We start from the raw sequence: 24989 nt of genomic DNA on the forward strand, positions 1-24989 counted from the left end.
CTTAAGCTGCCTGACATGACAGAACGCCGTATCCGAGGCAAAGCGCCGACGCAAGCCGCTGATGCATCGACTCGCATCAGACCAAATCGCGCTGACTTGTCCGCGCATCCTCTCCATGAATGCTGGCAATCATGGCTCACGGAACCGCTCACGATACGGTGCTTCCGCCTCATCGCCCTTCTATTAAAACACAAAATGTATACGTTTTCAATATAACATCGCGTTTTCCCTTCAAAATCAATAAAGAAATCCCCGTTTCCACCTCTAAGATTGACTTATTTGCTTTTTCCTGCTATTGTAAGCGTTTGCTAGATGGCACATTTTTGAACGAGGTATAGAGAGGTACCGATCAATGATGTTGACCTCAAACATGGCAGGTCTCGCCAATACAATCATTGACGAGCTGCTCAAGAGCAGAAAGCGAGCATGACCATGATATCTATGGCAGGCAAAGCAATTCGCAAATGGTGGGCACTCTTTTCCTTACCCACTTTTGTTGCGTTTATAATAGGGTTTTTAGTACCATTCATAACGGGCATCTATCTGAGCTTCTGTCGGTTCACCACCGTCACAGATTCCAAGTTCATAGGTTTGGCCAACTACGTAGAGGCGTTGAAGGATCCTGATTTCTGGCACGCGCTGCGCTTCAGCACGGCGTTCACCGTCATCATCGTGATCTTCGTCAACATCGTCTCTTTCGCAATCGCTTACATGCTGACCAAAACGTTCCGAGGCGTGACCATCTTCCGGTCCGTCTTCTTCATGCCCAACCTGATCGGCGGCATCGTCCTGGGCTATATCTGGATGCTGCTGCTCAACGGCATCCTCGCACACTGGGGCAGATCGCTTTCGTTCTCGGGCGTATACGGTTTCTGGGGACTGGTCGCCCTGTATTCATGGCAGCAAATAGGCTACATGATGATCATCTACATCGCCGGCATGCAGTCATTGCCGAGCGACGTCATGGAGGCGGCGGCCGTCGACGGCGCCAATAGCCGCCAAGTGCTGTTCCACGTCACGATCCCGCTGATGATGCCGTCGATCACGGTATGCACCTTCCTGACCATGACCAACGGGTTCAAGATGTTCGACCAGAACCTTGCGCTGACCAACGGCGCCCCGGCAAATACTTCTGAAGGAATGGCGCTGAACATCTATCGAACATTTTACGGACGTGCAGGTTTCGAAGGCGTCGGGCAGGCAAAAGCGGTGATATTCTTCATCATCGTGGCCGTGCTCGCGCTCATCCAGAACAGGCTCACTACCAGCAGAGAGGTTGAAGCATGAGCGACAAAGTCAAACACCCGGGCCTATGGACGACCTTCTTTACCGTTGTATGCCTGATTTGGGTCTTCCCCATCGTGCTGGTCTTCATCAACGCGTTCAAAGACCAGACATACATCGCGCTCAACACATTCTCGATACCACGCGGAGACGCGTTTGTCGGATTCAAGAATTTCGAAGTCGGCATCGAACGCACGGACTTCATCGCCAGTATCGGCTGGACCGTCGTGACCACAGTCGGCTCCGTGCTGCTCATTCTGGTCTGCACCTCGATGTGCGCATGGTGGATCGTACGTGTCAATAACTGGGCGGCGAAGGCGCTCTACTCCCTCTTCCTGTTCAACATGATCGTACCGTTCCAGATGGTGATGTTCACGCTTTCGAAGTTCACCGATATGCTCGGCTTCAACACGCCTTGGGGTCTGTGGCTCATCTACCTGGGCTTCGGCGCAGGCCTCGCGGTATTCATTTTCACCGGTGTCGTCAAAGGCATCCCGCAGGAGCTGGAGGAATCCGCGATGATCGACGGGGCTTCCGTGCCCGGCATCTTCTTCAGGATCGTCGTGCCGATTATGCGCCCCTCGATCATATCGGTGGCGATTCTGGAGACCATGTGGATCTGGAACGACTTCCTGCTCCCTTACCTGACCTTGGATCTGTCGAACTTCAAAACCATGCCGATCGCCGTGCAATACCTCAAAAGCGGATATGGGGCGGTTGATATGGGAGCACTGATGGCCTGCCTCGTGCTGGCAATCATTCCCGTCATCCTCTTCTATCTGCTTTGCCAGAAATACATCATCAAAGGTGTGTTGACAGGAGCGGTGAAAGGCTGAGCACAGCCTCTCGAAGCCGTTAACGTAAAGCGGGCGGAGCCACCAAGGTAAGTGGCTCCGCCCGCTTGCGTTACGAGGCGAGACCATTATTGACCCGCTCCGGCCAGATTTATACGTTGTTGATATATTGTCCAAAAACGTGCTCGAGGATCGGTATGTGCACCAGAAGAATCGACCCGTACCCAAGCACTATCAAAAGAAACTCCCCTTGCGGCAGATAGAACCAGGAAGCTGCTATAAGGCCCAGAAACAACAAGTCCGCAAAAGCGAGAGCCAATGTCGAACCTATGTAGGAGACACCGAATATAAAAGCATTCTTCAATGTCGACCAAACGGTATTTTCAAACCTCGCCTGAAGCGCCCACACCCACTCGAAACCGATGATCCAGACAATGGTGAGAGCGAATTTTGGTATAAGCAATGGCGTGATCTGGAGGACGATCCAACTGTACGCAAGCGCCAAACCCGTCAGCCCGAACACCAGCCAGAGCAACGTCGCCTGCCGGAAATTCGAGACAAAAGAATGAAAGAAATTTTTGGTGACATGCCCTTCACCGCTTAACGTGCGGCGAAGGGCATCATGACCCGCCGTGAGCGCCGCACCGATTGTGATGAATGGAATGGAAATAAGCAGCATCAGGATATTGACCCAGATCGCATCCGTCAGATCCGACAACCCTCGCATGAATTTAGAATCAGGTGAAAGCCAACCCATCCCCACTCCATTCCCGACAAGCACGCATTGCTCACTGTAATACGAAAGACAAACTAATCCACTTCAATCTGAATCTTGACGTCTTCCGGATGAGCTTCGGCGACCCGGTCAAAAGCCTGCTTCGCGTCGTCCATGTCAAAGACCTTGGAAATGAAAGAGCCGATTTTAATCTTACCGGACGAAACGAGATCGATGGCCTTCTGATAGACGTTGGCATACCGGAAGACGTTCTCGATTCTCGTCTCACGCGCCTGTACTTCGGTGATATCCATAGGGACATCGCCGGACGGTGGGATGCCGATAATGACAGTGGTGTTACCCGGGGCGCCCAATTTCCAGAGATTGTCGTAGGACTTCAGATTGCCTGATGCCTCGAAGACCCTGTCAGCGCCCCAGCCGTCTGTTTCCTCATTGACACGCGCGATGAGATCCTCCTTGGTGATATCGACCGGGACCACACCATCAATCGTCCGGGCGATATCAAGCTTCTCTTTCGACGTGTCTGAAATGAGCACCTTGGAGCAACCGCCCGCCAAAGCGGAGGCCGCGGTCATCAAACCAACCGTTCCCGCTCCCGTCACCACCCCGATATCTCCGGGTTTGATCGCGGCTTTCGTCGCTGCCCACATGCCGACAGAAAGCGGCTCAAGCAGGGCACCTTCGCCAAAGCTCATATTGTCCGACAGCTTATAGGTAAACGCCGCAGGGTGAATGACCTCTTCGGAAAGGCAACCGTCGACAGGCGGGGTGGCAAAGAAACGCACGCTGGGATCAATGTTGTAAAGCCCGAGTTTGGCGGCTCTCGAATACATGTCGGGGATGCCGGGCTCCAACGCGACGCGATCGCCTACCTTGAACCCCGTCACCCCCGGCCCTACTTCAAGAACGGTGCCCGAGGCCTCGTGCCCGAGTATCATCGGACTTTCGACTACATATTTTCCAACGCGTCCATGCGTGTAATAATGCAGATCCGACCCGCATATGCCGACTGTATGGGGAGCGATTCGCAATTCACCGGGCCCGGGAGACTCAACATCAGGCACCTGACGAACATTGATCACGCCTTTTTTCTCGAGAACAACCGCTTTCATACTTCCTCCTTGAATTACGGTAAAAACTATTATTTAACCTTTAAAACACTGGAATCACGCAAATGTAAACGCTTACCATATTTTAGTATATTACTTATTACACATTTTTCAACCACCGGCGTTCTGCCCTCACCGGCAGCCGGGCATCAGCACTGTCTGACATCTCTGTCATTGTATGCCCGATTGGGCTTGAATTCAGTGATTATACTGAAACTTGACATACGAAATTACCGCGAGGAGACCGGCTGCCATCGGGATTCTAAATGTAGCGCCACGCCGACACCCTGCGAATCATCGAGGTCATGGACCGTATCCGCACCGATTGGTGCCTGCTGTATCCCTTCAAAAATGAACGAGACAAAACAATCACGCCTCTGAGTATTATAGGGAGCATAAGCGATTAGGAGCGGCACCAAATGAAAAAGAAGGCGACCATAGCCGACGTTGCCAAGCTGGCGAACGTATCCACTTTTACCGCATCGCGGGCACTCCAGAACAAGCCGAATGTGGCAGCCGCGACCCAGCAACGTGTCATCGAAGCAGCCAAAAGCCTCAACTACACGGCGTCGAAGGCGGCCGCCGCTCTTGCAAGCGGGAAAACAGACCGTATCGCCCTTCTTCTCGGCGATCAGCTGACAGGCTGGTCCAACGGGAATCTGCAAGACGGCGTTTACGACGTACTAAGCCCTAAAGGTTATGATTTGCTGGTCTATCGTGCGGGAAACGATGATGAACGGAAAAAATACTTCGCAAACCTCCCTGCAAACCGTAACGCCGACGGGCTCATCGCATCCTTCACATTGAACAGTGAGGAAAGCAACGCGCTCACCACCATGGGGATGCCGATTATTTCAGTCAATTCGGATAGTGACACCTGTTGCCAAGGCTCTGTAAAAATAGACGACCGTCAGGCGTTGAAAGATGTGGTAGGTTATCTTGCCGGATTAGGCCATAAACGCTTCTGTTTCATTGATCAAGAGAATTTACTGCCCGATTATGAATGGAGTTCCGATAAGCGAATCCTGGGCTATCAAGATGCCATCGCCGAAAGGCATCTCACCGATTGCGGAATCTTCGTAATGCCCAAAAACGGCGAGCGCCCTGCCCGTCAAATTATCGCAAGGCTTCTGTCAATGGAGAATCCTCCGACTGCAATATGCACCCTATCCGACGATTGCGCATTGGCGACCTGTACCGAACTGATACACAACGGGATCAGCATACCTCAACAGGTTTCAGTCATCGGCTTCGATTCTTCAAATGTCTCCGAACTGACCGGCATCTCTTCTGTGTCGCAGCCCTTAAGGAAAATCGGCCAAATCGCCGCCCAAAAGCTGCTGACGCTTCTCAATGGACAGGACTTGAGCGAACCGCATACCCTGATTCCGGCTCCAATAGTTCCGCGAAACACTACCGGCCGCGCACCTTTGGCCTAGCCCACATTCAGTCCGAAAACCGAGGAGGGTTCGCCCGTAAATCCTACCTATAGTTTTGCTGCCTACCTTGGCCTGCGTTCATCGGCGGATACCATAGGCGGAAAGACCGTATGCGGCTCACACTGGTACCAATAGGCTACGCTTGAAATGTCATCCTGCCGTTCAAAATTACCGCCTTCCCTGCTGCCGATCTGCTGCAGCGTCACACGCAGGTTTTTGCGGAACACAATCGGGTCAGGGATGTGCCAACGATACATACCGCGCTCCGGGTTCATGTCATCATTATGGTAAAGGCTGGGTTCCAACGGGTCATGACGGGAATAGTATGGGTAACCGATGAATGGAGCGGTGTAATTGCGTTCAAACGTCTCCTTTCTGTCCTGGTCCATGAAGCTCCAGGCACCTCCAAAATAGTCTTCGGTACCGGTGCCGCAAATCGTCGGGTACTCGCCGTCATCGTCGATATAGAACTTCATCTCGCCTTCTCCCCACCATCCTCGTTCCAACGATGCCAGCGCAAGATAAGTGCCGACATAATGCCCGGAGCCGTTCACATTGTCTAGAATGACATAGTCCGACTGTTTCTCGGTAATCGCCTGACGGCGCCATTGCGCGTGGAAATAAACGGTGTCGGCCGGCAACGGATCGTCGTAAAGCACATAGTCCACCTGATAGAAGAAATCAGGAATCGGATTTTCGTGTTGGTTGACAAGTTCGATACGCGCGTGCCTGGCAAAAGGCATACGCCAGTAGCAGTTCAGCCCGCGGTTAGGGGCAACGACGACGGGGAATGAAGAAAACGCACACGTAGCGCCAAAACCGTTGCAGAAGAAATCCCCCAATGGACACTCTACCGACGGGGTGGCTTCGTCATCCCAATAGAAACGCAACAACAGATCTCTTAAAACAAAATGATGAGCCGAATCGGTTTTGCTGTTGACAGTGAACCAGAGATGGGTGATGCAGCCGGGCCCGGAAATATCGGCCAAGTTCACCGAAGCGCCGCTCGCTATATTCTTCAGGCATGGGGCTCCTTTTCTTGAAGGCCCCAATTCACTGCTGGCCCTTCCCCCTTTGCCCTTTGCTCCATCGGGGTTCTCAGCCGTGATCGACCTGCTCACAAACGGCATAGTCCGAGTCAGTGATTCCATCTTTGATTAGTTCTTTCTCTAAAATAAAATTTATTACTATTCAACATTACAGAGTTTGAGGGCTTAAACCTTGTTGACTCCACTGGTTTAAACCCTCAACCGCATTGCAACCCCAGCGGCTTCAACCATAAAACCCGCCGAGCGCTGCAAACACTGCATTCTGTTTTTATTACTTGATGCCGGTCATGGCAACACCCTGGATGAAGTACTTCTGCAAGAAGATGAACAACAGAAGGATAGGAGTGATGACCAGTACCGCACCTGCCAGCAAGACACTGTAGTCCGTGGCGTTCTGACCTGTCGAATATAGCGACAACGCCACAGGCAACGTATACATCTTGTTGGACTGAGCCGCGACAAGCGGCCAGAGGAAGTTGTTCCAGCTCGAGAGGAATGTAAGGACGGCAAGCGTCGCCAGAGGAGGCTTGCATTCAGGCAGAACAATCTGGAAGAAAATCCTCAGCTCCCCGGCTCCGTCGATGCGTCCGGCTTCAAGAAGGGCATCAGGTATGCCTGCCATGAACTGACGCATCAGGAAGACGCCGATTGGCTGAGCCAGGAACGGCAGAATCAGCGAAGCATAGGAATTCAACAGATGCAGATTCGTGATTTCGACGAAAAGGGGAACGAACGTGGCTACTCCGGGAACCATCAAGGTGACCATGACCATACCGAACAGGACATTCTTGCCTGCAAAGTCGATTTTCGCCAAAGCATAGCCCACCATGGAGCAGAACACCATATTGCCCAGCATCACAATGATCGCGACAACCATGCTGTTGATGAAATAATTGCCGAAATCAAGCTGGGTGAACCACTTCATGAAATTCGACAGCGTTGCGTGTTTCGGCCACAACGTCGGAGGAATGGCCATGATTTCACGTTGCGTCTTCAACGAACCCAGAATCATCCAGAAGAAGGGGAAAATCCAGACAAACGCGATAAAAGCCAAAATCACATAGGTGATCCCGTGCGCTTTTCTAAATCTTGTCCACAGAGATTGCTTGTTCTCGTGTGGGATAGAAGTAGGAGACATTGTTACAGTACTCATTTTCTCCCCTAATCCTTAGTCCTCATAAGCCTGAATTGCAGGACACTGACAACCGCGATGATGAAGAACAGGACATAGCTTGCCGCCGAGGATACGCCATATTGTCCGAATCCGAACTTTTCGTAAATGTAGTAGGAAGCGGACAACGTCGAATCCAAAGGCCCGCCTTGGGTCATGACGAACGATTCTTCGAAGAACTGCAGGTATGTCACCGACTGCAGCACCATGCCGAGCAGAAGCGTCGGTTTCATCAGAGGCAGAGTAATCGATCGGAATTTTCTCCATTCCGATGCCCCGTCGATGGCGGCCGCCTCCATCACATCCTCCGGAATCGACTGAAGCCCGGCTAGGAAGATGATCATCAAAGTGCCCATATTGCGCCAAATGGTCATCACCATCAAAGCGAACAGAGCAGTGTGAGTGTCATGCAACCAGTTAGGCCCCTGAATGCCGAACACCGCCAAAACGGTATTCAGCAAACCGTCCTTTTGCAGAATATAGCGCCATACCACGGAGACGGCGACCGTACTCGCCACCACTGGCGCATAGAACAATGCACGGAAAAACGTATTGACGTGCTGCAGACCCTTATTCAGAGAAACCGCGAACGCCAAAGCGATAATCATGGTCAGAGGAAGGCCGATAACCACGAAAATGCCCGTTGTGACAAGGGACTTTGTGTAACGTGGATCCTGGAACAGCTTAACGTAATTCTGCAAGCCGATGAAATTTACGTTGAACGGCGTTCTGACGTCCTGCACAGTGATATCGGTAAACGACATCGCCAGGGATGACAACAACGGAATCAGCATAAAAGCCGCAAACACAATAACAAAGGGCAGCGCAAAACCCCACGCAATTGCCGTGCGACGGCGCCGCAGAACACCCATGTTTCCACGACGCCGTCCGGCGCGCCTAGTAAGACGCTTATCCTTCAATTTCACATTCCTGTTCCGATGGAATCCGCCTGCTGCTGCATTTGCTTCAAACCATCATCAACACTGACTTGACCCTTGCAGATCTTCTCATAAACCTTGTCGGCCGCCGAGCCCATCTGGCCCCAGGTAGTGGTGACAGGCATGGAATGCGTGCTGCTCAACTGCTTGTGGAACGCGGTGAGTTTGGTATCGGTCGCGAGGGTCTGGTCTTGCCAGGCCTTCGAGGACGCGGGCAAATCCGTGGTGGCCTTGTACCAAGCCACTTCGGTCTTCGGGGAAGTGAACCACTTGATGAACTTCCAAGCAGACTGCTTGTTCTTCGAGGTCTTGAACACGCTGAAGTTGCAGCCGCCTACATAAGAAGTCGACTTTCCTCCCTTGCTCTTCGCGGGCAACACGGCCGTAGCGAACTTGTCGCCAAAGCCGGAACCACCCAAATCGCTGACCTGACCGATCGTGGTCGGGCCTCCGATCATCATCGGAGCCTTGCCCGACGCGAACTGGGCCATATCATAGCCAGGCGTTACTTCCGGGCTGGGATCGGCCAAACCATCTTTGAAGTAACCGGCCACATAATTCATGGCCCCCTTGAGTTCAGGGGTATCAAACGTGTACTTCTTATTATCTTTGGATACCAAATCGGCACCATTGGTGAAACCGAACGGCATCATGGCCTGGAAGCTGTCGAAACCTCCGACGGGGATGAAAATGCCATAGTCGACCCCGGGCACCTTCTTCATGGCCGTAGCCATTTCCTTCAGTTCGTCCCAAGTGGTCGGGGCATGATCCCATCCGGCCTGCTTTGCGATATCCGTACGATAAAACACGACACGAGTATCCACATACCAAGGCACGCCGATCTGCTTGTTCTTGACAAAAGCACTCTTTTTCAGGCCTTTATCCAAATCGCTTAGGTTAAAGTTCTTTGGCACCTCAGACAACGCGCTACCATACGTTGCCATATCTGTATTACCAATCATAACCAGATCGGGACCGGTACCGGCCGCGATTGCAGTCTGGAATTTCTCCTTGTAGCTGGTCCATGGAATCGAGGTTACCGTAACCTTTGCATCGGGGTTTTCCTTTTCAAAACCCTTGACAAAGTTGCGCATTTTCTCGCCTTCGTTCCCCATCGCCCAAACGGAAATGTTTCCTTTGGCCTTTGAGGAATCCATCTCGGATACAGCTGAACTGTCTTTGTTCGCCGTACTGTCAGAGCGCCCGCAACCGGCAACTGACACAAGAGCAGCGATGCTGGTTACGACAGCAAGAACCGTCTTCAGTGACTTTCTCATCTATCCTCCTTGAATTTACCTAATCGCTTAGGTATTTTGAATACTAGCTGATAACTGTAAAGCTGTCAATTTGAAAAAACCGCGATTCCGGAAGTATATTCATCCTGAACTTACCGGTACTATCAATAGGTAGGACTTTCTAATTGCTTCACGAAGGCGAGAAATGACAACAGACATCAAACAGGTCGCCAAGACCGCGGGAGTTTCAATCTCGACAGTCTCCCGCACATTCACCAAACCAGATCTGGTCTCGTCACAAACCCGCGAGAAAGTCCTCAAAATAGCCGAAAAACTTGATTTCCATATTTCGCGCTCTGCGGCGGCCCTCAAAAGCGGACAGACTATGCGCGTCGCGTTGCTCACCAGCGACGGGGTGTCGACCTGGTTCGACGCACACGTTTTCTCCGGGCTTGATTCGGTCCTTCACCCGGCCGGATATGACATCTCGGTGTACCAGATGACAACAACGACCGAACGCCGCGATTTCTTCATGAATCTTCCGGTGCGCCGCAATGTGGACGCAGTCATCGTCGATTCTTTCGACATCGACCCGCAGGAAGTCACACGTCTGAAAAGCATGCATGTCCCAGTTATAGGCATCAATGTGCCGTCTTCCGCCGGTTTTGACGCGACGGTTGGCATCGACGACAAAGGCGCCATGCACACGGCGGTCGACCATCTGGCCGCACTTGGCCATCGCGATATCGGGTATATCGGGCAGACCAATCACCGTCAACTCCGTTACAGCGCGGAATCACGCCTGGAAGGGTTTCGCGAAGCGTGCGCGACACACCCTGACATTCGCCCGCAGGAATTGTTATTTGATGACGACGCTCATTTCGCCGACCACACGATCAACGCCATTTTGACCGCAAAACCGCAACTTACCGCCGTCTGTATTATCAAAGACGAAGTCGCATTGCCCATTGCTTACCGGCTGCGGCAATTCGGACGCGAAGTACCACGCGACCTGTCGATCATCGGTTTCGACGACATCGAGCTGTCCGGGGAAATCGGCCTGACCACCATGCATCAGGATCCCTACAAGCTCGGCACCGTTGCGGCCCGCAAAACTCTGGAAGCCATGAGCGGCAAGGCCAGCGATACCGAAGACATTGCAGACGGCAGTGAAATCGGCAAAGACGGAACCGCTGACAAGAGCGACGATCAGTACGTCGTTTTCGAAGTTCCATTGATGCTGCGGAACACCACGGCCCCACCCATGCCGGCGGACACGTCAGCAACGGAACAATCCGAGATACGCGACATGCAATACAAGCCGTTGCATCCTGTTTCACGCGATATGACGAAAACCTCCTCTTACGCCTACATGCCCATCGCAGCATATCGCGGCAAATCGTGAGGAGATGCAGATTCCGATACAATCACAATCATCGAAACGAAATTACGCACTTTAGATACTGGAAACGTAATCAATGATATAATTATTTTAGTCTCTTAGCTTTTTGATTGCAGTAATCATCAATATGATAACGTTGTCAAAATAAAGGCCAGGTAAGGGCACGGCGAGAACCCGCCTATTGCCAACAGCCGTAACGAAAGGAAACCAATGACCGCCAACAACACACGCGACGACTGGTGGAAGCAGGCCGTCGTCTATCAGGTCTATCCACGCAGCTTCAAGGACGTCAACGGTGACGGATTGGGCGACATCGCCGGCGTCACCGAGAAGATGGACTATCTGAAGGCGCTGGGCGTGGACGCGATCTGGCTTTCGCCGTTCTATCCTTCCGAGCTCGCCGACGGCGGCTATGACGTCATCGACTACCGAAACGTCGACCCGCGGCTCGGCACGATGGACGATTTCGACAAGATGGTCGCCACGGCGCACGGTTCCGGGATCAAGGTGATCGTCGACATCGTGCCGAACCACACCTCCGACAAGCATCGGTTCTTTAAAGAAGCGCTCAAGGCCGGACGCGGCAGCGCCGAGCGCGACCGCTACATCTTCCGTGAAGGACGCGGCAAGAACGGTGAACTGCCGCCGAACGACTGGCAGTCGCTTTTCGGCGGCCCGGCCTGGAAGCAGGTCGACGACGGCCAGTGGTACTTCCACATCTTCGCCGCCGAACAGCCCGACGTCAACTGGAAGAACCCCGACATCCACGAGGAATTCAAAGAGACTTTCCGCTTCTGGAGTGACCACGGCGTCGACGGGTTCCGCATCGACGTGGCCCACGGCCTGGCCAAGGACTTCGACAGCAAATCGCTGGAAGAACTCGGCCGCGAATACAGCGTGGAAAACAACGTCAGCCACGATGGCAAGAACCCGATGTGGGACCGGCCGGAAGTCCACGACATCTACAAGGAGTGGCGTCAGGTATTCAACGAGTACAACCCGCCGCGTTTCGCCGTCGGCGAGGCCTGGGTCGTCCCCGAGCACCAGCATCTCTATGCCTCCCCCGACGAGCTCGGCCAGGTCTTCAACTTCGAGTTCGCCAAGGCCAACTGGGACGTCGACGAGATGCGCACCGCCATCACCGAAGGCCTCGAATCCGCGGCACAGAGCGGCGGCTCCACCTCGACATGGGTGATGAGCAACCACGACATCCCGCGCAACGCCTCCCGCTACGGTCTGCCGCAGGTCAAAGCCAACGGCCAGCACCAGATTCCGACCGATTGGCTGCTACGCGACGGCAAGACCTACATCGAGGACCGCGAGCTCGGCACACGCCGCGCACGCGCCGCAGCGATGATGGAGTTCGGCCTGCCCGGATCCGTCTACATCTACCAGGGCGAGGAACTCGGCCTCTTCGAGGTGCCGAACATTCCGTGGGACCGCCTGGAGGACCCGACGCCGTTCCGCACCGCGCGCAACTTCAGCGACAAGGGCCGCGACGGTTGCCGCGTGCCGCTGCCCTGGGTCGCCGGCGACGAGCCGAAACCTGCCAGCTGGAGCGAGGACGGGGCTTTCGGCGAAGGTGCCTCATTCGGCTTCTCCCCGGCCACCAAGGCCGACGGTAGCCCGAGCGCTGAGCCGCATCTTCCGCAGCCGTTGTGGTATAAGGATTTCGCAGCCGACAAGGAAGCGGCCGACCCGCAGAGTATGTTGAGCTTCTACCGCGAGATTCTGGAGCTGCGTGCGCAACTGCTCACCGCAACCGGCGACCACGATTCCATCAAGATGCTGGACATGGGCCATGACGTCATCGCCTACACGCGCCCGGCCAAGACCGCGGACGGCCAGCGTTTCGTGAGCGTCACCAACTTCGGCGCCGCCCCGGTTGCGCTGCCCGGCGGCAAGACCCTGCTGACCTCGGCACCGCTCGACGCCGACGGCAAGCTCCCGCAGGACGCGAGCGCCTGGCTGCTGCTGGACGAGTAGATCCGACAAATCACACCAACAAGAAGTGGCTGAATCCAAAATCCATAAAGGTTCAACCACTTTTGTTTTCTGAAGGCATATTGGCTCAGTGCCGCATTGATTCACACGTTCCAGCGGACGATGACGGGGTCGTTTTTGTAGTAGCCGAGCTGCGAGTAGTGGGCGGTGTCGAAACGCAGAAGTCGGCCAGCGCTCGGGTCGACACGCAGCCACTGGGTGGTGATGATACGCAGGATATGGGCGTGCGCGACGAGCAGGACGTTGTGGCCGGCAAGGATCAGCGGCATCACCCGTTCAATCACGCGCCGGGCACGGGCCGCGCCCTCATCCACTGTCTCGCCGGCTCCGCTGTGGACATCGATCTTCTCGCCGCCGGGCAGCGTGCAGACCCAATCACCCTGCAATTGTGCAGGCAATGTCTCAGGCCCCTCGTCCCACACGCACCAATCGTGTCCGATCGCCGAGCTGACTTCCTCACGCCGACGCCCCTCGGCGGGGCCGTAATCCCACTCTTCGAGATCGTCAAGCGTCTCGAAATCCGAATAACCCGCCAATTGCGCGGTCTCGCGGGCGCGATGCAACGGGCTCGAAAAAATATGTCCACGTCCGAAACCGTCCGGAAACGCCTCACGCAATCGTTTTCCGCCGGCCATCGCCTGCCGCCGCCCCTCTGCGTTCAACGGCACGTCCGTGCGCCCTGTATATTGCCCGCTGACACTCCACGCGGTCTGACCGTGACGCAACAACACCAAGTAACCAGGTTCCGAAGCGCCTTCGCCCGAAGTAAGATAATCACTCATAGTGCCACTTTAACGCGGGCCGGGCACGTCGCCACGGAAAATGCGGCGAGCGGCATTTTGCTGATGGCACCGCAGACAGCCGAGGACAGTGCGCCGTCTATCATGGAATCATGCATGCACGTCACAGCAAAACCGCGGTGAAAGAAGCCGATCGAAAACCCGCCGGTCAGGAACTCGCCGCCGCTTCCGTGCAGGACCAATCGCCTGCATGGAATTCCTTCATGCCTTCCGCATCTGCGGGCGCCGGTTCTTCAGACCATTCGGCGGAACCCGGCGGCTCAGGCGAAACTGCGGTTCAGACAGACGACGACAATAGTGCATTACATAGCGGCAAAGACTCTTTCCCCTCGACTTCAGCTCCAGCTCCAGCTCCAAAATCGTCATCAGCTTCGTCGGCAACTCCCTCCTCATTCACTTCAACCACATCTTCATCCGCCGACCGCATCGTCGAAAGCCTTCACCGCGTCGACCAGAAAGTAGAAACCATGCGCCAGAACCGTTTACAAGATCCAGACACATTGGGCGACAAAATCGTCAAAATCGTCCTGCCCACCGTCTTGGGAGCGTTGGCGGGCAAGGTGTTCAAAACCGTTTGGGACAGCCAAATCACGCGCAGGCGCCGGTCAGCAGGCACGGGTGGCACCGCCGAAGACGCCCAGCAGCAAGGCTTTATCGCCAGCGTCATCTTCGCCGCAGCCTCGGCAGCATTCGGTTCCGTCATTTCATCGCTCGGCACGCGCGGTTCGAACGCGCTGGTCACCCGTCGCCAGAACCGTCGCGGTAGAAAATAGATACCGATATCACATCTGTCGTCTTACTCAGAGCGAAAAATCACTGGCGTATTCCACCTTGATTCTGCGAGAATATGTCTATGACTGAATCTCTAAATAATCTACGTACCAACGAAACCATCGAGACGTTGCTCAACCGCCGCTCGATCCGCAAGTTCAAGTCGGATGCCATCGACGTTGAGACCGTCGCCACGCTCGAAACCGTCGCGCAGCACGCGGCCTCAAGCCAATACCTGCAGGATTGGTCGGCCATCCGCGTCGAGGATCAGGCCATCAAGGACGCCATCGCCGAGATCTGCCACCAGACCTATGTGGCCGAAGCCCCGTTGCTCTACATTTTCGTGGCCGACGAGCACCGCAACGCCGCCATCGCCACACGCAAAGGCGTCGACGTCCACTCCGACGAATTCACGCTGAACTCCAGCTATCGCTTCACCCAGGCGCAGAACGACGCGGTTCTTGCGCTGCACGCCATGGAGACCGCCGCCTATTCGCTGGACCTGGGCTGTGTGATTCTCGGTTCCGTGTTGAACAATCCGCGCAAGCTCATCGAGCTGCTGCACCTGCCGGAATTCACCTACCCGGTGCTCGGCCTCGCCATCGGCAAGCCCGACCAGTCGCCGGCGCTGAAGCCGCGCATGGAGCGCGACGACCAGTTCTTCGTCGACCGCTACCCGGCCGATGACGCGCAATTGCTGCACGGACTCGACGCTTTCGACAACACCGTCCATAAGTATTACGATCTGCGCAACACCGAACGCCCCGTCGACGCCTTCAGCGACCAAATCGCGAACAACTCGGTCGACCGCGGCGTCTTCAGCCGCTCGGTCACGCCTGTCGCCGAGGACCAGCACTTCCGCTTCGACCGCTGAGCCGTATCGGCACCAGACGAATGCCTCCGAGACGTCGAGATTCCAGCACCTCGGAGGCATTAGCGTATATAAGGCCACTTCCTCGCGTGGACGTATCCCCTTCCCGACTTCCAGCACGTCGAATCGCCCGATGACAGTGGGCCTCGCCAACATCATCGTCCGCAATCGCGGATTAACGCCGCCGCGGCTTGAACCCGCGCTTGCGCGAATGAGGCTTCTTACGTCGCGCGGCAGATTGCGCACTGATGCCGCGCAGGAACTGTTCCTCTTTCGGATCGTGGTGGGTCAGATGCCAGCCACCGCAATATTCGCACCGGTACACCCACAGCTCGGCATCGCGCTCGATGAAGGCCTGCCGGGCGGCGCGCTCGGCCTGGGCCTTGTCGTGGTAGATGATCTTGCGCGAGCTGGCGCAACGTTTCGGGGTGAAGTAGTGCACGCCCCTACCCTAGCAACGCCGGATTACAGCAACCTGAAAGCACCCAGGCCAGTCACCGCAGAATCATATCGTTCGAGCTTACGAATCCGCATAAGTCCTTTGCCGCTGGAAACCTGCATATAACCAATCGCCCAATGCCGTTTACCAGCAGCACCATAACAGAATCCCTTATTCACACTCACTCGTGCTGGGAAACTGCACCTAGCAGCGAGACAAAACCGTCTACCAGCATCCTCGACGCGCATAGATACAAAATGCGGGTAAACTGCACCTGAGCCGAAACCAGATGCAGTTTACCCGCATGAATATGTTGAATCAGCGATTTACGGCAGATCGTTGCCGGCGGCGAAGTAGAGGTCGTACCACTCCTGAGCACTCAGCTCGACGTCGGTTCCGGCCATCATCTCGCGCAGACGGCTCGGCGTCATCGAGCCGAGCAACACCTGCATGTGCGCGGGATGGCGCAGGATCCACGCCACGGCGATCGCGTTCTTGGTGACGCCGTGCGCATCGGCCACGCGCTGCATGGTCTCGTTGAGCTCCGGGAACTTCGGGTTGTCGATGAACACGCCCTCGAAGAAGCCGAACTGGAAGGGGCTCCACGCCTGGATCGTCATGTGGCGCAGACGCGAGTAGCTGATGAGCCCGCCGTCGTGGTCGACGCTCGGCGCATCGGTCATGTTGACGTGCATCTCCTGACGCACCATGCCGGTGTGCCCGAGCCCGAACTGCAGCTGGTTGACCTCGAGCTTCTGGTCAAGCCCGCTCTGCAGCAGCTCGACCTGCATCGGGCTGAAATTGCTGACGCCGAAGTGACGCACCTTGCCGCTGCTCTGCAGCTCGTTGAACGCTCCGGCGACCTCTTCAAGCTCCATCAGCTGATCAGGGCGGTGCAGCAGCACGAAATCGACATAATCGGTTTGCAGGTTCGTCAGTTCCTTGTCGAGTTCGCCGACCAGATAATCCTTGGTGAAATCATAACGGTTGCTGCCATCGTGGTCGTGTTCCCTGTGAATGCCGAATTTGGTCTGCACATAGATCTTGCTGCGGTCGGCCTTCACATCCTGCAACGCCTGGCCGAGCTCCCTGCTGCTGGCGCCATCGCCATAGCAATCCGCGGTATCGAAGAAATTGATGCCGCCGTCCAGCGCGGTACGCACGATTTCCTGAGCCTCGTCCCTGCTTTTGCTGCGAATACGCATCGCTCCGAGAGCCACGCGCGAAGCTTTTACGCCCGACGTGCCTAATTCGCTATATTTCATAAAAGACCTTCCTTGGTTAGATACATCCGCATCCAGTCTAAGGCAAGAGCGCGAAGTATCCGAAGCACCGGACGCTCGCTTGCCGCTGGGCGCAACGCACAAACGGCAACGCACCCGCTGCGATCCAACACCGCAACACAGCTTTTGCCCAACACCTCAGCGCAATATCGCAATCCGCCCCAGCCCGGACACCCGGCCGACCCCATGAACCGCAAGCCCGCAGAAGACAAGTCCCACGATAAGATATGAGCATATAGCAATGGAGGCAAGATGAGCGAGAACCAGACCACAGACGATGAAGCTGCAGAACCCGGTACTTCCGGCGCTTGCGCCGAGCAAATGGCGATGAGCGTCGACGACGTACGTCAATACCACGAAGCGTACAACACGCAGCCAGCCGCACGGGCCAACCACGTCGCCGCGAACGCCGCGGTCAGCAACGGCGTGCTCAGGGCCGCGACCAGCTACGTCGGCACCCGCGAGCTTGCGCACGATTTCTCGATCGAGCTGAAGCAGGGCACCATCACCAACCAGCGCCAAAGCGGACGCTGCTGGATGTTCGCCGCGCTCAACACCCTGCGCTACGAGCTGATGCACCGTTTCAAGCTCGAGAACTTCGAGTTCTCCGAGACCTATCTGTTCTTCTGGGATAAGTTCGAGAAGGCGAACACCTATCTGGAAAACGTGCTCGCCACGCTTGACGAGCCGACCGACAGCCGCACCTTCGAGGCAATCAACAGCTATCCGGTCGACGATGGCGGTTGGTGGCAGATGTTCGTCAACCTCGTTGACAAGTATGGCCTAGTGCCGAAGTCCGCCTACCCGGAATCCGCGAATTCCAAGGATTCCGACGCGTTCACGCAATATCTGACCACCAAGCTGCACCAATTCGCCATCGAACTGCGTGAACATCACGAGCAAGGCGTCAGCATCGACGAGCTGCGCGCGTTCAAGAAGAAATACATGGAGGACATCTATCGCATCTGCGCCATCGCCCTGGGCGAGCCGCCGACTACATTCGATTGGCGTGCGCGCGTCAAGGACGGCGACGACGACAAGGATTCGGACGGCGGCAAGGGTTCGGACGGCGGCAAGAAGAAGGCCTACGACGCAAACACCAAGGCGACCGAAACGGCGAACGCTAGCGCGTCCAAGAGCCAAGAGGCCAAGGTGGATGACGGCAAATCCACAGCCGCAACCAAGGCCGACGCCAAAACCAAGAGCACCCAAGGCGAATCCGGCATCGACGAACGCAAGCAGATCGTGGAAATCGGCATCACGCCCTTGCAGTTCTACCGCAAGTACGTCCCGGTTGACGTGGACGATTTCGTGACGGTATGCAACAACCCGATGCCGAGCCGACCGTACTACACGCATTTCCAGCTCAAGTACTCCACCAACGTTGCCGAAACCGGCAATCTCGACTTCATCAACGTTCCCATCGACGTGCTGCGCAAGGCGGCCGTCGACCAGGTGAAGGCAGGGCACCCGATCTGGTTCGCTTGCGATTGCATGCAATACAGTCTGCGCGACAGCGGCTATTTCAGCAAAGACGCGGTACGGGTCGACGAGCTGTTCGGAATGGATTTCAGCATCGACAAGGCGCACGGTCTTGAATACGGCGATTACCCGAGCAATCACGCCATGACCATCACCGGCGTGAACTTGGACGAAAACGGCCAGCCCAACCGCTGGAAGATCGAGAACAGCTGGGGCAAGGACAACGGCGACGACGGCTACTATGTGGCCGACGGCGAATGGTTCGACCAGTTCGTCACCGAGGTCATCATCCGCAAGGAGTTCCTGGACGAGAAAACGCTCAAGGCCACTGCCGCCGAACCGACGATTCTCGAGCCGTGGGAGGCGCTCAGCGCCCGTTGCGACTGAGACGAGAGGTTCGGGAAATCTAGAACGAGGCTCACGCTTCCACTTTCGGAATGTGCGGGCCTCGTTTTTTTGTTGGTCTTAATCGTTGAAGAGCATCAAATCAGAACCTGCAGAAAAAGAGATGCCCGGCGGAGAGAAAGCCGCCGGGCGAGAGAAGAGAGAAGAAGGTTCAATTATGGGATTCAAAGAAGAATCTCGCCAGCGGTTTAACTGCTGACATCTCTAATATAACAGCATTCTCCTTGGAAAAAGTATGCGCTGAACTCAAAGAAGTCTGTGAAAAGTGTAACGATTTTGTAATAATAAGTCTCAATATGTGACCGCCGACACTTTTATCTGTCTTTCGCTAGACACATTCCCCATCCATAAACAGTAAATGAGAGCCGAGCGTTGGCTCACAAGCGAAATCCCTAGCCACAAAAGCTCAGCTCAAAGCACAAACCCCGCCGACGACACACGTCACGGCGGGGTTTGAGATCTCATACATTCGGAGTCACCAAGGCGAAGGCCGTCTACTCAGATTTCTTGTTCTCGGCGAGCTCTTCCTTGGCTTCTTCGAGGCGCTTGGCCTCGGCCTCCTTGCGGGCCTCCAAGTCGGCCTCGAAGCGTTCCAGCTCTTCGGTGATGGCCTCTTTCGGAATCTTCTGGAAGATAGGCGAGGGCTTCGGCACCGTCGTACCCGCGATCAACGGCTCACTGCGCCAAGGATGCACCGTGCGGCCAAGCTCGTAGTCTCCGGTGATGATCGGATAAGTGAAACCGGGCTTGTCGAGATCCTCGACTTCCTCGATATGCGGCAACGGCGAGAACGTACCGACGCCGCCGAGCGCCTCCCAGACCTTCTGCGCGGCCTGCGGCAGGAACGGGGCGAGCAGATGGTTCGCATCCGAAACGGCCTGTGCACACGTGTGCAGCACGGTGCCGAGGCGCTTGGGGTCGTCCTTGATCTTCCAAGGCTCGACCGCGGAAATATACTTGTTGATGTCGCCGACGACTTTCATCGCCTCGTTCAGGGCGTTCTTCTGGTGGTGATGCTCGATAAGCCCGCCGACCGTATCGAAGGCAGTGGCCGTCTCTTCCAAGAGCGCGCGGTCTTCGGCCGTCATGGAATCCTCGTCGAGCTCCGGAATCTCGCCGAAGTTCTTAAACATGAGGTTGGCAACGCGATTGACCAGGTTGCCCCAACTTGCGGCAAGTTCCTCGTTGTTGTGACGCACGAACTCCGACCATGTGAAATCGGCGTCGGAGGTCTCCGGCCCAGCTATCGAAATGTAATACCTAACGGCATCGACGGGGTAACGCGCCAGAATGTCCTTGACATAGATGACGATGCCACGCGAGGAGCTGAACTTCTTGCCCTCCATGGTCATGAACTCGCTGGCAACGACCTGCTCGGGCATGTTGAGCCTGCCGTATTCGCCCGGTTCGCCGCCCTTGGAACCCTCGCCGTTGTAGGCGAGCATTTCGGAAGGCCAGATCTGTGAATGGAAGGTGATGTTGTCTTTGCCCATGAAGTAATAGGCCGGGGACTGCGGATCGTTCCACCATTTCTTCCACGCGTCAGGCTCGCCTTTGCGCCGCGCCCACTCGATCGAGGCCGAAAGGTAGCCGATGACCGCGTCGAACCAGACGTAGAGCTTCTTGTTGGGGTTGTCGATCCAGCCGTCGACCGGCACGGGGATGCCCCAGTCGATGTCGCGGGTGATGGCACGCGGCTTGACCTCCTTGAAGAGGCCCAGCGAGAAGTTGATGACGTTGGTACGCCAGCCCTTGCGGGTCTTGAGCCACGCGAGATTGGCCTCGGCGAGCGCCGGCAGGTCGAGGAAGAAGTGTTCGGTCTCCTTGAATTCCGGCTTCTCGCCGTTGATCTTGGAGACGGGGTTGATCAGCTCGTCCGGGTCGAGTTCGTTGCCGCAGTTGTCGCACTGGTCGCCGCGAGCGCCGTCGGCCCCGCAGATCGGGCAGGTGCCCTCGATGTAGCGGTCGGGCAGGGTGCGGCCGGTGGAAGGCGAAATCGCGACCTTCTGCGTACCTTTATATATGTATCCGTTTTTCAGGCACTGCTTGAACAGCTCCTGGACGACGTGCTCGTGGTTGCCCGTCGTGGTGCGGGTGAAGAGGTCGTAGCTTAAGCCCAGATCGCAGAGGTCCTTGGCGATGACGCGATTGTAGCGGTTGGCCAGCTCCTGCGGGCTCACCCCTTCCTTGTCCGCCTCGACCAGAATCGGGGTGCCGTGTTCGTCGGTGCCGGAAACCATCAGGACATCGTTGCCCTTCATACGTTCGTAGCGCGCGTACACGTCGGAAGGCACGCCGAAACCGGCTACGTGGCCGATATGGCGCGGGCCGTTCGCATACGGCCATGCAACGTTCACCAAAATATGAGTCATAACTACCGATTATTGGGCCCAGCGGGGACAGCGGAGGGCTTTCACGCGAAGCAGGCCAGACAAATGCAAGACAATGAGCGGAACTTGACTACTTATCGACCGTGTCGTCCACAATTTCGTCGATGCAGCCACCAGTTGTGCACATATCCACTTTTTGCATTTTCGGATTTGCCAATCACACGATGACATAGCTATATTGCACGCATGAACACTACAACAATGGACACACAGCACACAGCAAACCTGTACTCTCGCAAACCCGCCGGTCCGCGCGAATACGCAGGGACCGGGCGTCCACCGCCGAACGCAACGCCGCCGGCGAACCAGAACCAAAACTACGGGCATACTGACGGGCATACCAATGGACATATCACCGGACACGCTGGCGCGCATACTGACGGCCACGCCAAGGGGCACGACAGCGATCACACCAGCAGCCACAGCAGCAGCCACGCAAACGGCCATACCGGCAGGCGCGGCATTCTCGGCAGGAAACAACGCAACCGCAAAGCCGGAAGCCCCAAAAGCGAAAACGGTCTGAACGTACGCTTCGAGTCCAACGCACCGACGCTTGGCCTCGGCAACACCCCGACACTCGGACACGGCGACGCCCCGATGGCTCCCGGCAACTTCAGCACCAATACCGCACCACCACCCATCAACCGCACCACGCCCATGCTCATGAGCAACCGCGATCTGCCTGGACCCTTAAGCATGAACCGGCTCGATGGTTTCGGCGCCCTGCACCGTCTAGATGACATCAGCGCCTATCTCGCCGAATACTCGGACACGCTTTTCGGCAGGGGCACCATCATGACCAAAGTCGTGCCGAGCCGATCGATCGCCTGCGGCCGCAGCGCCCTATGGGTATGGATGGGCGGCAATTTCCCCGATGTCATCGACATCATCTCGGGCTCGCATTTCCGCTCGATGGCATACGGCCGACCGATCAAAACATACGACCGTTGCGTCCCGGAAGGCCAAATGAGCACTATCGCGGGATTGAAAGTGACCTCGCCGACCAGAACGGCCTGCGACATCGCGCTGATGAGCGGCACCGCCGTACCCGACAAGCGCCGTGTGGAACTGGTCTGCGCGCTCATGCAGGAATATCACATCGATCCGTCCGTTTGCCTCGAAATACTGCAAAAGAACCACTTTTGGCCGAATATGCCCCAAGCCCGTAAGTTTTTCAAAGCCGTCCAATACTGCTTTTAGAACGCACTTATCGGCAGCGGACAAATCAACGATTAAGCCCACCAAGAGAATAAAAAGGAAGGAGAGTTATCATGGAGTAATTGGCGTTAGCGCTCATCAGGCGAGATGAAACGCATATCGAGAGGACGGACTTGCATGTCACCATCGGGAAATCAGAACCAGAACCGCGGTGCGGAGAGCGCGGGACATGCCCCGCGCGGAGTCCATCCGATTCAAAGCGTCAAACATGTAATGCATATAGGCACGGGCCCGCAACGAGGCAAAACCGGTGAACCGAAAATGCAGAAAATCCATATCCGCCGTCAGTTTCTGCGCACCAAAGACATCACCGTCGTCGAGGAAAAGACGCTGAAACAGGCCATCGCCGGCACCGTGGTCGGCAACTTCATGGAATGGTACGATTTCGGCATCTACGGCTATCTCGCGGTGACGATGGCGAGCGTTTTCACCAGCGGGCTGCCGAAGAGCATGAGCCTGATCGTGATGCTGCTGGGCTTCGCGGTGAGCTTCCTCGTCCGGCCGCTCGGAGGCATCGTCCTGGGACCGCTCGGCGACCGCGTGGGCCGGCAGAAGGTGCTGTTCCTGACGATGGGCATGATGGTGGTCTCCACCGCGCTGATCGGCATCCTGCCTACCAGCCATCAGATCGGGGCCTGGGCCATCGTACCGCTTTACGCGCTGCAGATGGTGCAGGGCTTCTCGACCGGCGGCGAATATTCCGGGGCGACCACCTATATCTCCGAATTCTCGCCCGATCGCAAGCGCGGTTTCTACAGCGCCTGGCTCGACATGGGCTCCTATATCGGCTCGGCGTTCGGCGCGGGTATGGTGGCCATCACCACCGTCGTGGCCGAACACGGCTGGGGCGCGGACGCCATGGTCAACGGCGGCTGGCGCGTGCCCTATCTGCTCACCATCCCGCTGGGCATCATCGCGATGGCCCTGCGTACCCACATCCCCGAAACCCCGCAGTTCGCGGCGCATCAGGAGCGTCAGGAAGCGGAACAGGCCCAGCTTTCGCACGAAGCCCGAGAAGCCGCGTGGAGGCAGGAATCGCGCTGGGACCGCCCGGGCACGATGCTGTACGTCATCAAGCGCCACTGGCGCCGTCTACTCATTGCCGTGGCCATCGTCGCGGCCACCAACACCGCCGGCTACGTGCTCACCAGCTACATGCCGACCTATCTGCGCGAGGAAGTCGGCACCACACCGACCATGGCCGCCGCCGCGACCGTGCCGGTGCTCGTCATCATGGCGCTGTGCCTGCCGCTGATCGGCCATCTTTCCGATATCATCGGCCGCAAGCCCATCTACGCCATCGCCGTGATCTCCACGTTCGTGCTGGTCTACCCGGCCTTCCAGCTGCTGCACCACGGCACGTTCTGGGCCATCCAGGGCGCGCTGGCGATGATCGCCATCCCCGTGGCCTTCTACGCCGGCGTCTCCGCGAGCACGCTGCCGGCGCTGTTCCCCACCGAATCGCGCTTCTCCGGCATGGGACTTTCCTACAATTTCGCGGTCTCCCTCTTTGGCGGCACCACGCCGTTGGTCTCACAGGCGCTGATTACGCTCACCGGCAACCACGATATGCCCGGTTTCTATATCATGTTCTTCGCGATTTTCAGCGGCATCGCCTGCATCGTAATGCGCGAGACGTCGGCTTCGCCGCTGCCCGGTTCCATGCCGACGGTTGGCAGCGAGGAAGAGGCGCGCGAACTCGTCCTCACTCAGGAACAGAACCCGAAAATCGACACCTCGACCATGCCGATGCCGATGATCACCGTCGAAATCCCGGTCGGCCAGACGCTCCCCCAGCGCCCGGAAAACATCAAGCCGGTCGTTCACACAGAATCCGAAGCAGATTCAAAGCAATCCGACGATAAGCCCGACGGCGACGGCCAAAGCTGAATCCATACGTATAAAAATGCATAAAACGTGCAATAACGTATAAAACATACCAAAACAGACAAACGCGAGTCCATATATGTAGTTCATACATAGTCCATATATATAGTCCATATATAAAGGTGCCCGAGAAGCCGATAAAGCCTCTCGGGCACACACAGAATTCGCGGCCTTCAACCGGCGATCACGGCCGGCCGTCAATCCCCTTTTGCAAAAGGCGACGACCTACCGCGACGCCGGCCGGCGACCTACCGCGACGCCGACCAATGGCCAACGCGCGAG

Annotated in this window: 20 protein-coding genes; 10 read left to right on the forward strand and 10 right to left on the reverse strand. The window is 56.3% G+C overall.

Going from position 1 to position 24989, the window contains the following annotated elements:
• Positions 1-432 precede the first annotated feature (432 nt).
• The gene (locus OZX71_RS08195) at positions 433-1287 is read left to right on the forward strand and encodes a sugar ABC transporter permease (RefSeq protein ID WP_277147515.1); all 855 of its coding nucleotides are present in this window, start codon (positions 433-435) and stop codon (positions 1285-1287) included.
• Positions 1284-2120, forward strand: a complete 837-nt coding sequence (locus OZX71_RS08200; protein ID WP_277146066.1) for a carbohydrate ABC transporter permease — start codon at positions 1284-1286, stop codon at positions 2118-2120. Before OZX71_RS08195 ends, OZX71_RS08200 begins: the two co-directional genes overlap by 4 nt.
• 109 nt (positions 2121-2229) lie before the next feature.
• On the opposite strand, the gene OZX71_RS08205 is transcribed toward OZX71_RS08200, so the two are convergent.
• Both OZX71_RS08205 and OZX71_RS08210 read right to left on the reverse strand, forming a co-directional pair.
• On the reverse strand, positions 2230-2835 hold the full coding sequence (locus OZX71_RS08205; RefSeq protein WP_277146065.1) for a YesL family protein: 606 nt from the start codon (positions 2833-2835) through the stop codon (positions 2230-2232).
• A gap of 53 nt (positions 2836-2888) precedes the next feature.
• The gene (locus OZX71_RS08210) at positions 2889-3926 is read right to left on the reverse strand and encodes an NAD(P)-dependent alcohol dehydrogenase (RefSeq protein WP_277159969.1); all 1038 of its coding nucleotides are present in this window, start codon (positions 3924-3926) and stop codon (positions 2889-2891) included.
• A 416-nt stretch (positions 3927-4342) separates the two neighbouring features.
• Between OZX71_RS08210 and OZX71_RS08215 the strand changes: the two genes are divergently transcribed.
• Entirely contained in the window at positions 4343-5362 is a 1020-nt protein-coding gene (locus OZX71_RS08215; RefSeq protein WP_277159970.1) for a LacI family DNA-binding transcriptional regulator, read from the forward strand.
• A 62-nt stretch (positions 5363-5424) separates the two neighbouring features.
• Here OZX71_RS08215 and OZX71_RS08220 read toward each other — a convergent pair whose 3' ends face one another.
• From OZX71_RS08220 to OZX71_RS08235, 4 genes are all read right to left on the reverse strand, one after another.
• Complete coding sequence (locus OZX71_RS08220) at positions 5425-6513, reverse strand: glycoside hydrolase family 172 protein (RefSeq protein ID WP_277159971.1); 1089 nt, start codon at positions 6511-6513, stop codon at positions 5425-5427.
• A 169-nt stretch (positions 6514-6682) separates the two neighbouring features.
• Positions 6683-7471 carry a carbohydrate ABC transporter permease gene (locus OZX71_RS08225; protein ID WP_277146061.1) on the reverse strand — a complete coding sequence of 263 codons (789 nt, stop codon included), beginning with the start codon at positions 7469-7471 and terminating at the stop codon, positions 6683-6685.
• A gap of 101 nt (positions 7472-7572) precedes the next feature.
• On the reverse strand, positions 7573-8454 hold the full coding sequence (locus tag OZX71_RS08230; protein ID WP_277146060.1) for a sugar ABC transporter permease: 882 nt from the start codon (positions 8452-8454) through the stop codon (positions 7573-7575).
• Positions 8455-8504: 50 nt separating this feature from the next.
• Positions 8505-9797: an extracellular solute-binding protein gene (locus OZX71_RS08235; protein ID WP_277146059.1), complete on the reverse strand. Its 1293-nt coding sequence runs from the start codon at positions 9795-9797 to the stop codon at positions 8505-8507.
• Positions 9798-9960: 163 nt separating this feature from the next.
• Here OZX71_RS08235 and OZX71_RS08240 point away from each other — a divergent pair, with 163 nt between their 5' ends.
• On the forward strand, positions 9961-11160 hold the full coding sequence (locus OZX71_RS08240; protein WP_277159972.1) for a LacI family DNA-binding transcriptional regulator: 1200 nt from the start codon (positions 9961-9963) through the stop codon (positions 11158-11160).
• 207 nt (positions 11161-11367) lie between these two features.
• Positions 11368-13143, forward strand: coding sequence for a glycoside hydrolase family 13 protein (locus OZX71_RS08245; RefSeq protein ID WP_277159973.1), 1776 nt, complete (start codon positions 11368-11370; stop codon positions 13141-13143).
• Between the two features lie 101 nt (positions 13144-13244).
• Here the strand turns inward: OZX71_RS08245 and OZX71_RS08250 are convergent, their stop codons facing one another.
• Positions 13245-13943: a histidine phosphatase family protein gene (locus OZX71_RS08250; protein ID WP_277159974.1), complete on the reverse strand. Its 699-nt coding sequence runs from the start codon at positions 13941-13943 to the stop codon at positions 13245-13247.
• Between the two features lie 110 nt (positions 13944-14053).
• On the opposite strand from OZX71_RS08250, the gene OZX71_RS08255 reads away from it, so the two are divergent.
• Both OZX71_RS08255 and OZX71_RS08260 read left to right on the forward strand, forming a co-directional pair.
• Positions 14054-14734: a DUF4235 domain-containing protein gene (locus OZX71_RS08255; protein WP_277159975.1), complete on the forward strand. Its 681-nt coding sequence runs from the start codon at positions 14054-14056 to the stop codon at positions 14732-14734.
• A gap of 80 nt (positions 14735-14814) precedes the next feature.
• Positions 14815-15606 carry a nitroreductase family protein gene (locus tag OZX71_RS08260; RefSeq protein WP_277159976.1) on the forward strand — a complete coding sequence of 264 codons (792 nt, stop codon included), beginning with the start codon at positions 14815-14817 and terminating at the stop codon, positions 15604-15606.
• 172 nt (positions 15607-15778) lie between these two features.
• Here OZX71_RS08260 and OZX71_RS08265 read toward each other — a convergent pair whose 3' ends face one another.
• Both OZX71_RS08265 and OZX71_RS08270 read right to left on the reverse strand, forming a co-directional pair.
• A complete protein-coding gene (locus tag OZX71_RS08265) occupies positions 15779-16045 on the reverse strand; it encodes a hypothetical protein (RefSeq protein WP_277159977.1) in 267 nt (88 codons plus the stop codon).
• A gap of 323 nt (positions 16046-16368) precedes the next feature.
• Positions 16369-17307, reverse strand: coding sequence for an aldo/keto reductase (locus tag OZX71_RS08270; RefSeq protein WP_277159978.1), 939 nt, complete (start codon positions 17305-17307; stop codon positions 16369-16371).
• Between the two features lie 339 nt (positions 17308-17646).
• On the opposite strand from OZX71_RS08270, the gene OZX71_RS08275 reads away from it, so the two are divergent.
• Positions 17647-19194, forward strand: a complete 1548-nt coding sequence (locus tag OZX71_RS08275) for a C1 family peptidase (protein ID WP_277160696.1) — start codon at positions 17647-17649, stop codon at positions 19192-19194.
• A gap of 512 nt (positions 19195-19706) precedes the next feature.
• Here OZX71_RS08275 and metG read toward each other — a convergent pair.
• On the reverse strand, positions 19707-21584 hold the full coding sequence (gene metG, locus OZX71_RS08280) for a methionine--tRNA ligase (protein WP_277159979.1): 1878 nt from the start codon (positions 21582-21584) through the stop codon (positions 19707-19709).
• Positions 21585-21788: 204 nt separating this feature from the next.
• On the opposite strand from metG, the gene OZX71_RS08285 reads away from it, so the two are divergent.
• Positions 21789-22802 (forward strand): hypothetical protein, encoded by a 1014-nt coding sequence (locus tag OZX71_RS08285; RefSeq protein WP_277159980.1) that lies wholly within the window; start codon positions 21789-21791, stop codon positions 22800-22802.
• Between the two features lie 135 nt (positions 22803-22937).
• Positions 22938-24710, forward strand: a complete 1773-nt coding sequence (locus OZX71_RS08290) for an MFS transporter (RefSeq protein ID WP_277159981.1) — start codon at positions 22938-22940, stop codon at positions 24708-24710.
• Positions 24711-24989 lie beyond the last annotated feature (279 nt).

The organism is Bifidobacterium sp. ESL0764 (assembly GCF_029395515.1).
Lineage (GTDB): Bacteria > Actinomycetota > Actinomycetes > Actinomycetales > Bifidobacteriaceae > Bifidobacterium.

Coding starts and splice junctions, on each gene's coding strand:
- OZX71_RS08250 (WP_277159974.1), bottom strand. CDS start 13,943: ATGAGTGATTATCTTACTTCGGGCGAAGGCGCTTCGGAACCTGGTTAC.
- OZX71_RS08230 (WP_277146060.1), bottom strand. CDS start 8,454: ATGGGTGTTCTGCGGCGCCGTCGCACGGCAATTGCGTGGGGTTTTGCG.
- metG (WP_277159979.1), bottom strand. CDS start 21,584: ATGACTCATATTTTGGTGAACGTTGCATGGCCGTATGCGAACGGCCCG.
- OZX71_RS08290 (WP_277159981.1), top strand. CDS start 22,938: ATGTCACCATCGGGAAATCAGAACCAGAACCGCGGTGCGGAGAGCGCG.
- OZX71_RS08285 (WP_277159980.1), top strand. CDS start 21,789: ATGAACACTACAACAATGGACACACAGCACACAGCAAACCTGTACTCT.
- OZX71_RS08215 (WP_277159970.1), top strand. CDS start 4,343: ATGAAAAAGAAGGCGACCATAGCCGACGTTGCCAAGCTGGCGAACGTA.
- OZX71_RS08260 (WP_277159976.1), top strand. CDS start 14,815: ATGACTGAATCTCTAAATAATCTACGTACCAACGAAACCATCGAGACG.
- OZX71_RS08220 (WP_277159971.1), bottom strand. CDS start 6,513: ATGGAATCACTGACTCGGACTATGCCGTTTGTGAGCAGGTCGATCACG.
- OZX71_RS08275 (WP_277160696.1), top strand. CDS start 17,647: ATGGCGATGAGCGTCGACGACGTACGTCAATACCACGAAGCGTACAAC.
- OZX71_RS08245 (WP_277159973.1), top strand. CDS start 11,368: ATGACCGCCAACAACACACGCGACGACTGGTGGAAGCAGGCCGTCGTC.
- OZX71_RS08205 (WP_277146065.1), bottom strand. CDS start 2,835: ATGGGTTGGCTTTCACCTGATTCTAAATTCATGCGAGGGTTGTCGGAT.
- OZX71_RS08195 (WP_277147515.1), top strand. CDS start 433: ATGATATCTATGGCAGGCAAAGCAATTCGCAAATGGTGGGCACTCTTT.
- OZX71_RS08200 (WP_277146066.1), top strand. CDS start 1,284: ATGAGCGACAAAGTCAAACACCCGGGCCTATGGACGACCTTCTTTACC.
- OZX71_RS08255 (WP_277159975.1), top strand. CDS start 14,054: ATGCATGCACGTCACAGCAAAACCGCGGTGAAAGAAGCCGATCGAAAA.
- OZX71_RS08210 (WP_277159969.1), bottom strand. CDS start 3,926: ATGAAAGCGGTTGTTCTCGAGAAAAAAGGCGTGATCAATGTTCGTCAG.
- OZX71_RS08270 (WP_277159978.1), bottom strand. CDS start 17,307: ATGAAATATAGCGAATTAGGCACGTCGGGCGTAAAAGCTTCGCGCGTG.
- OZX71_RS08240 (WP_277159972.1), top strand. CDS start 9,961: ATGACAACAGACATCAAACAGGTCGCCAAGACCGCGGGAGTTTCAATC.
- OZX71_RS08235 (WP_277146059.1), bottom strand. CDS start 9,797: ATGAGAAAGTCACTGAAGACGGTTCTTGCTGTCGTAACCAGCATCGCT.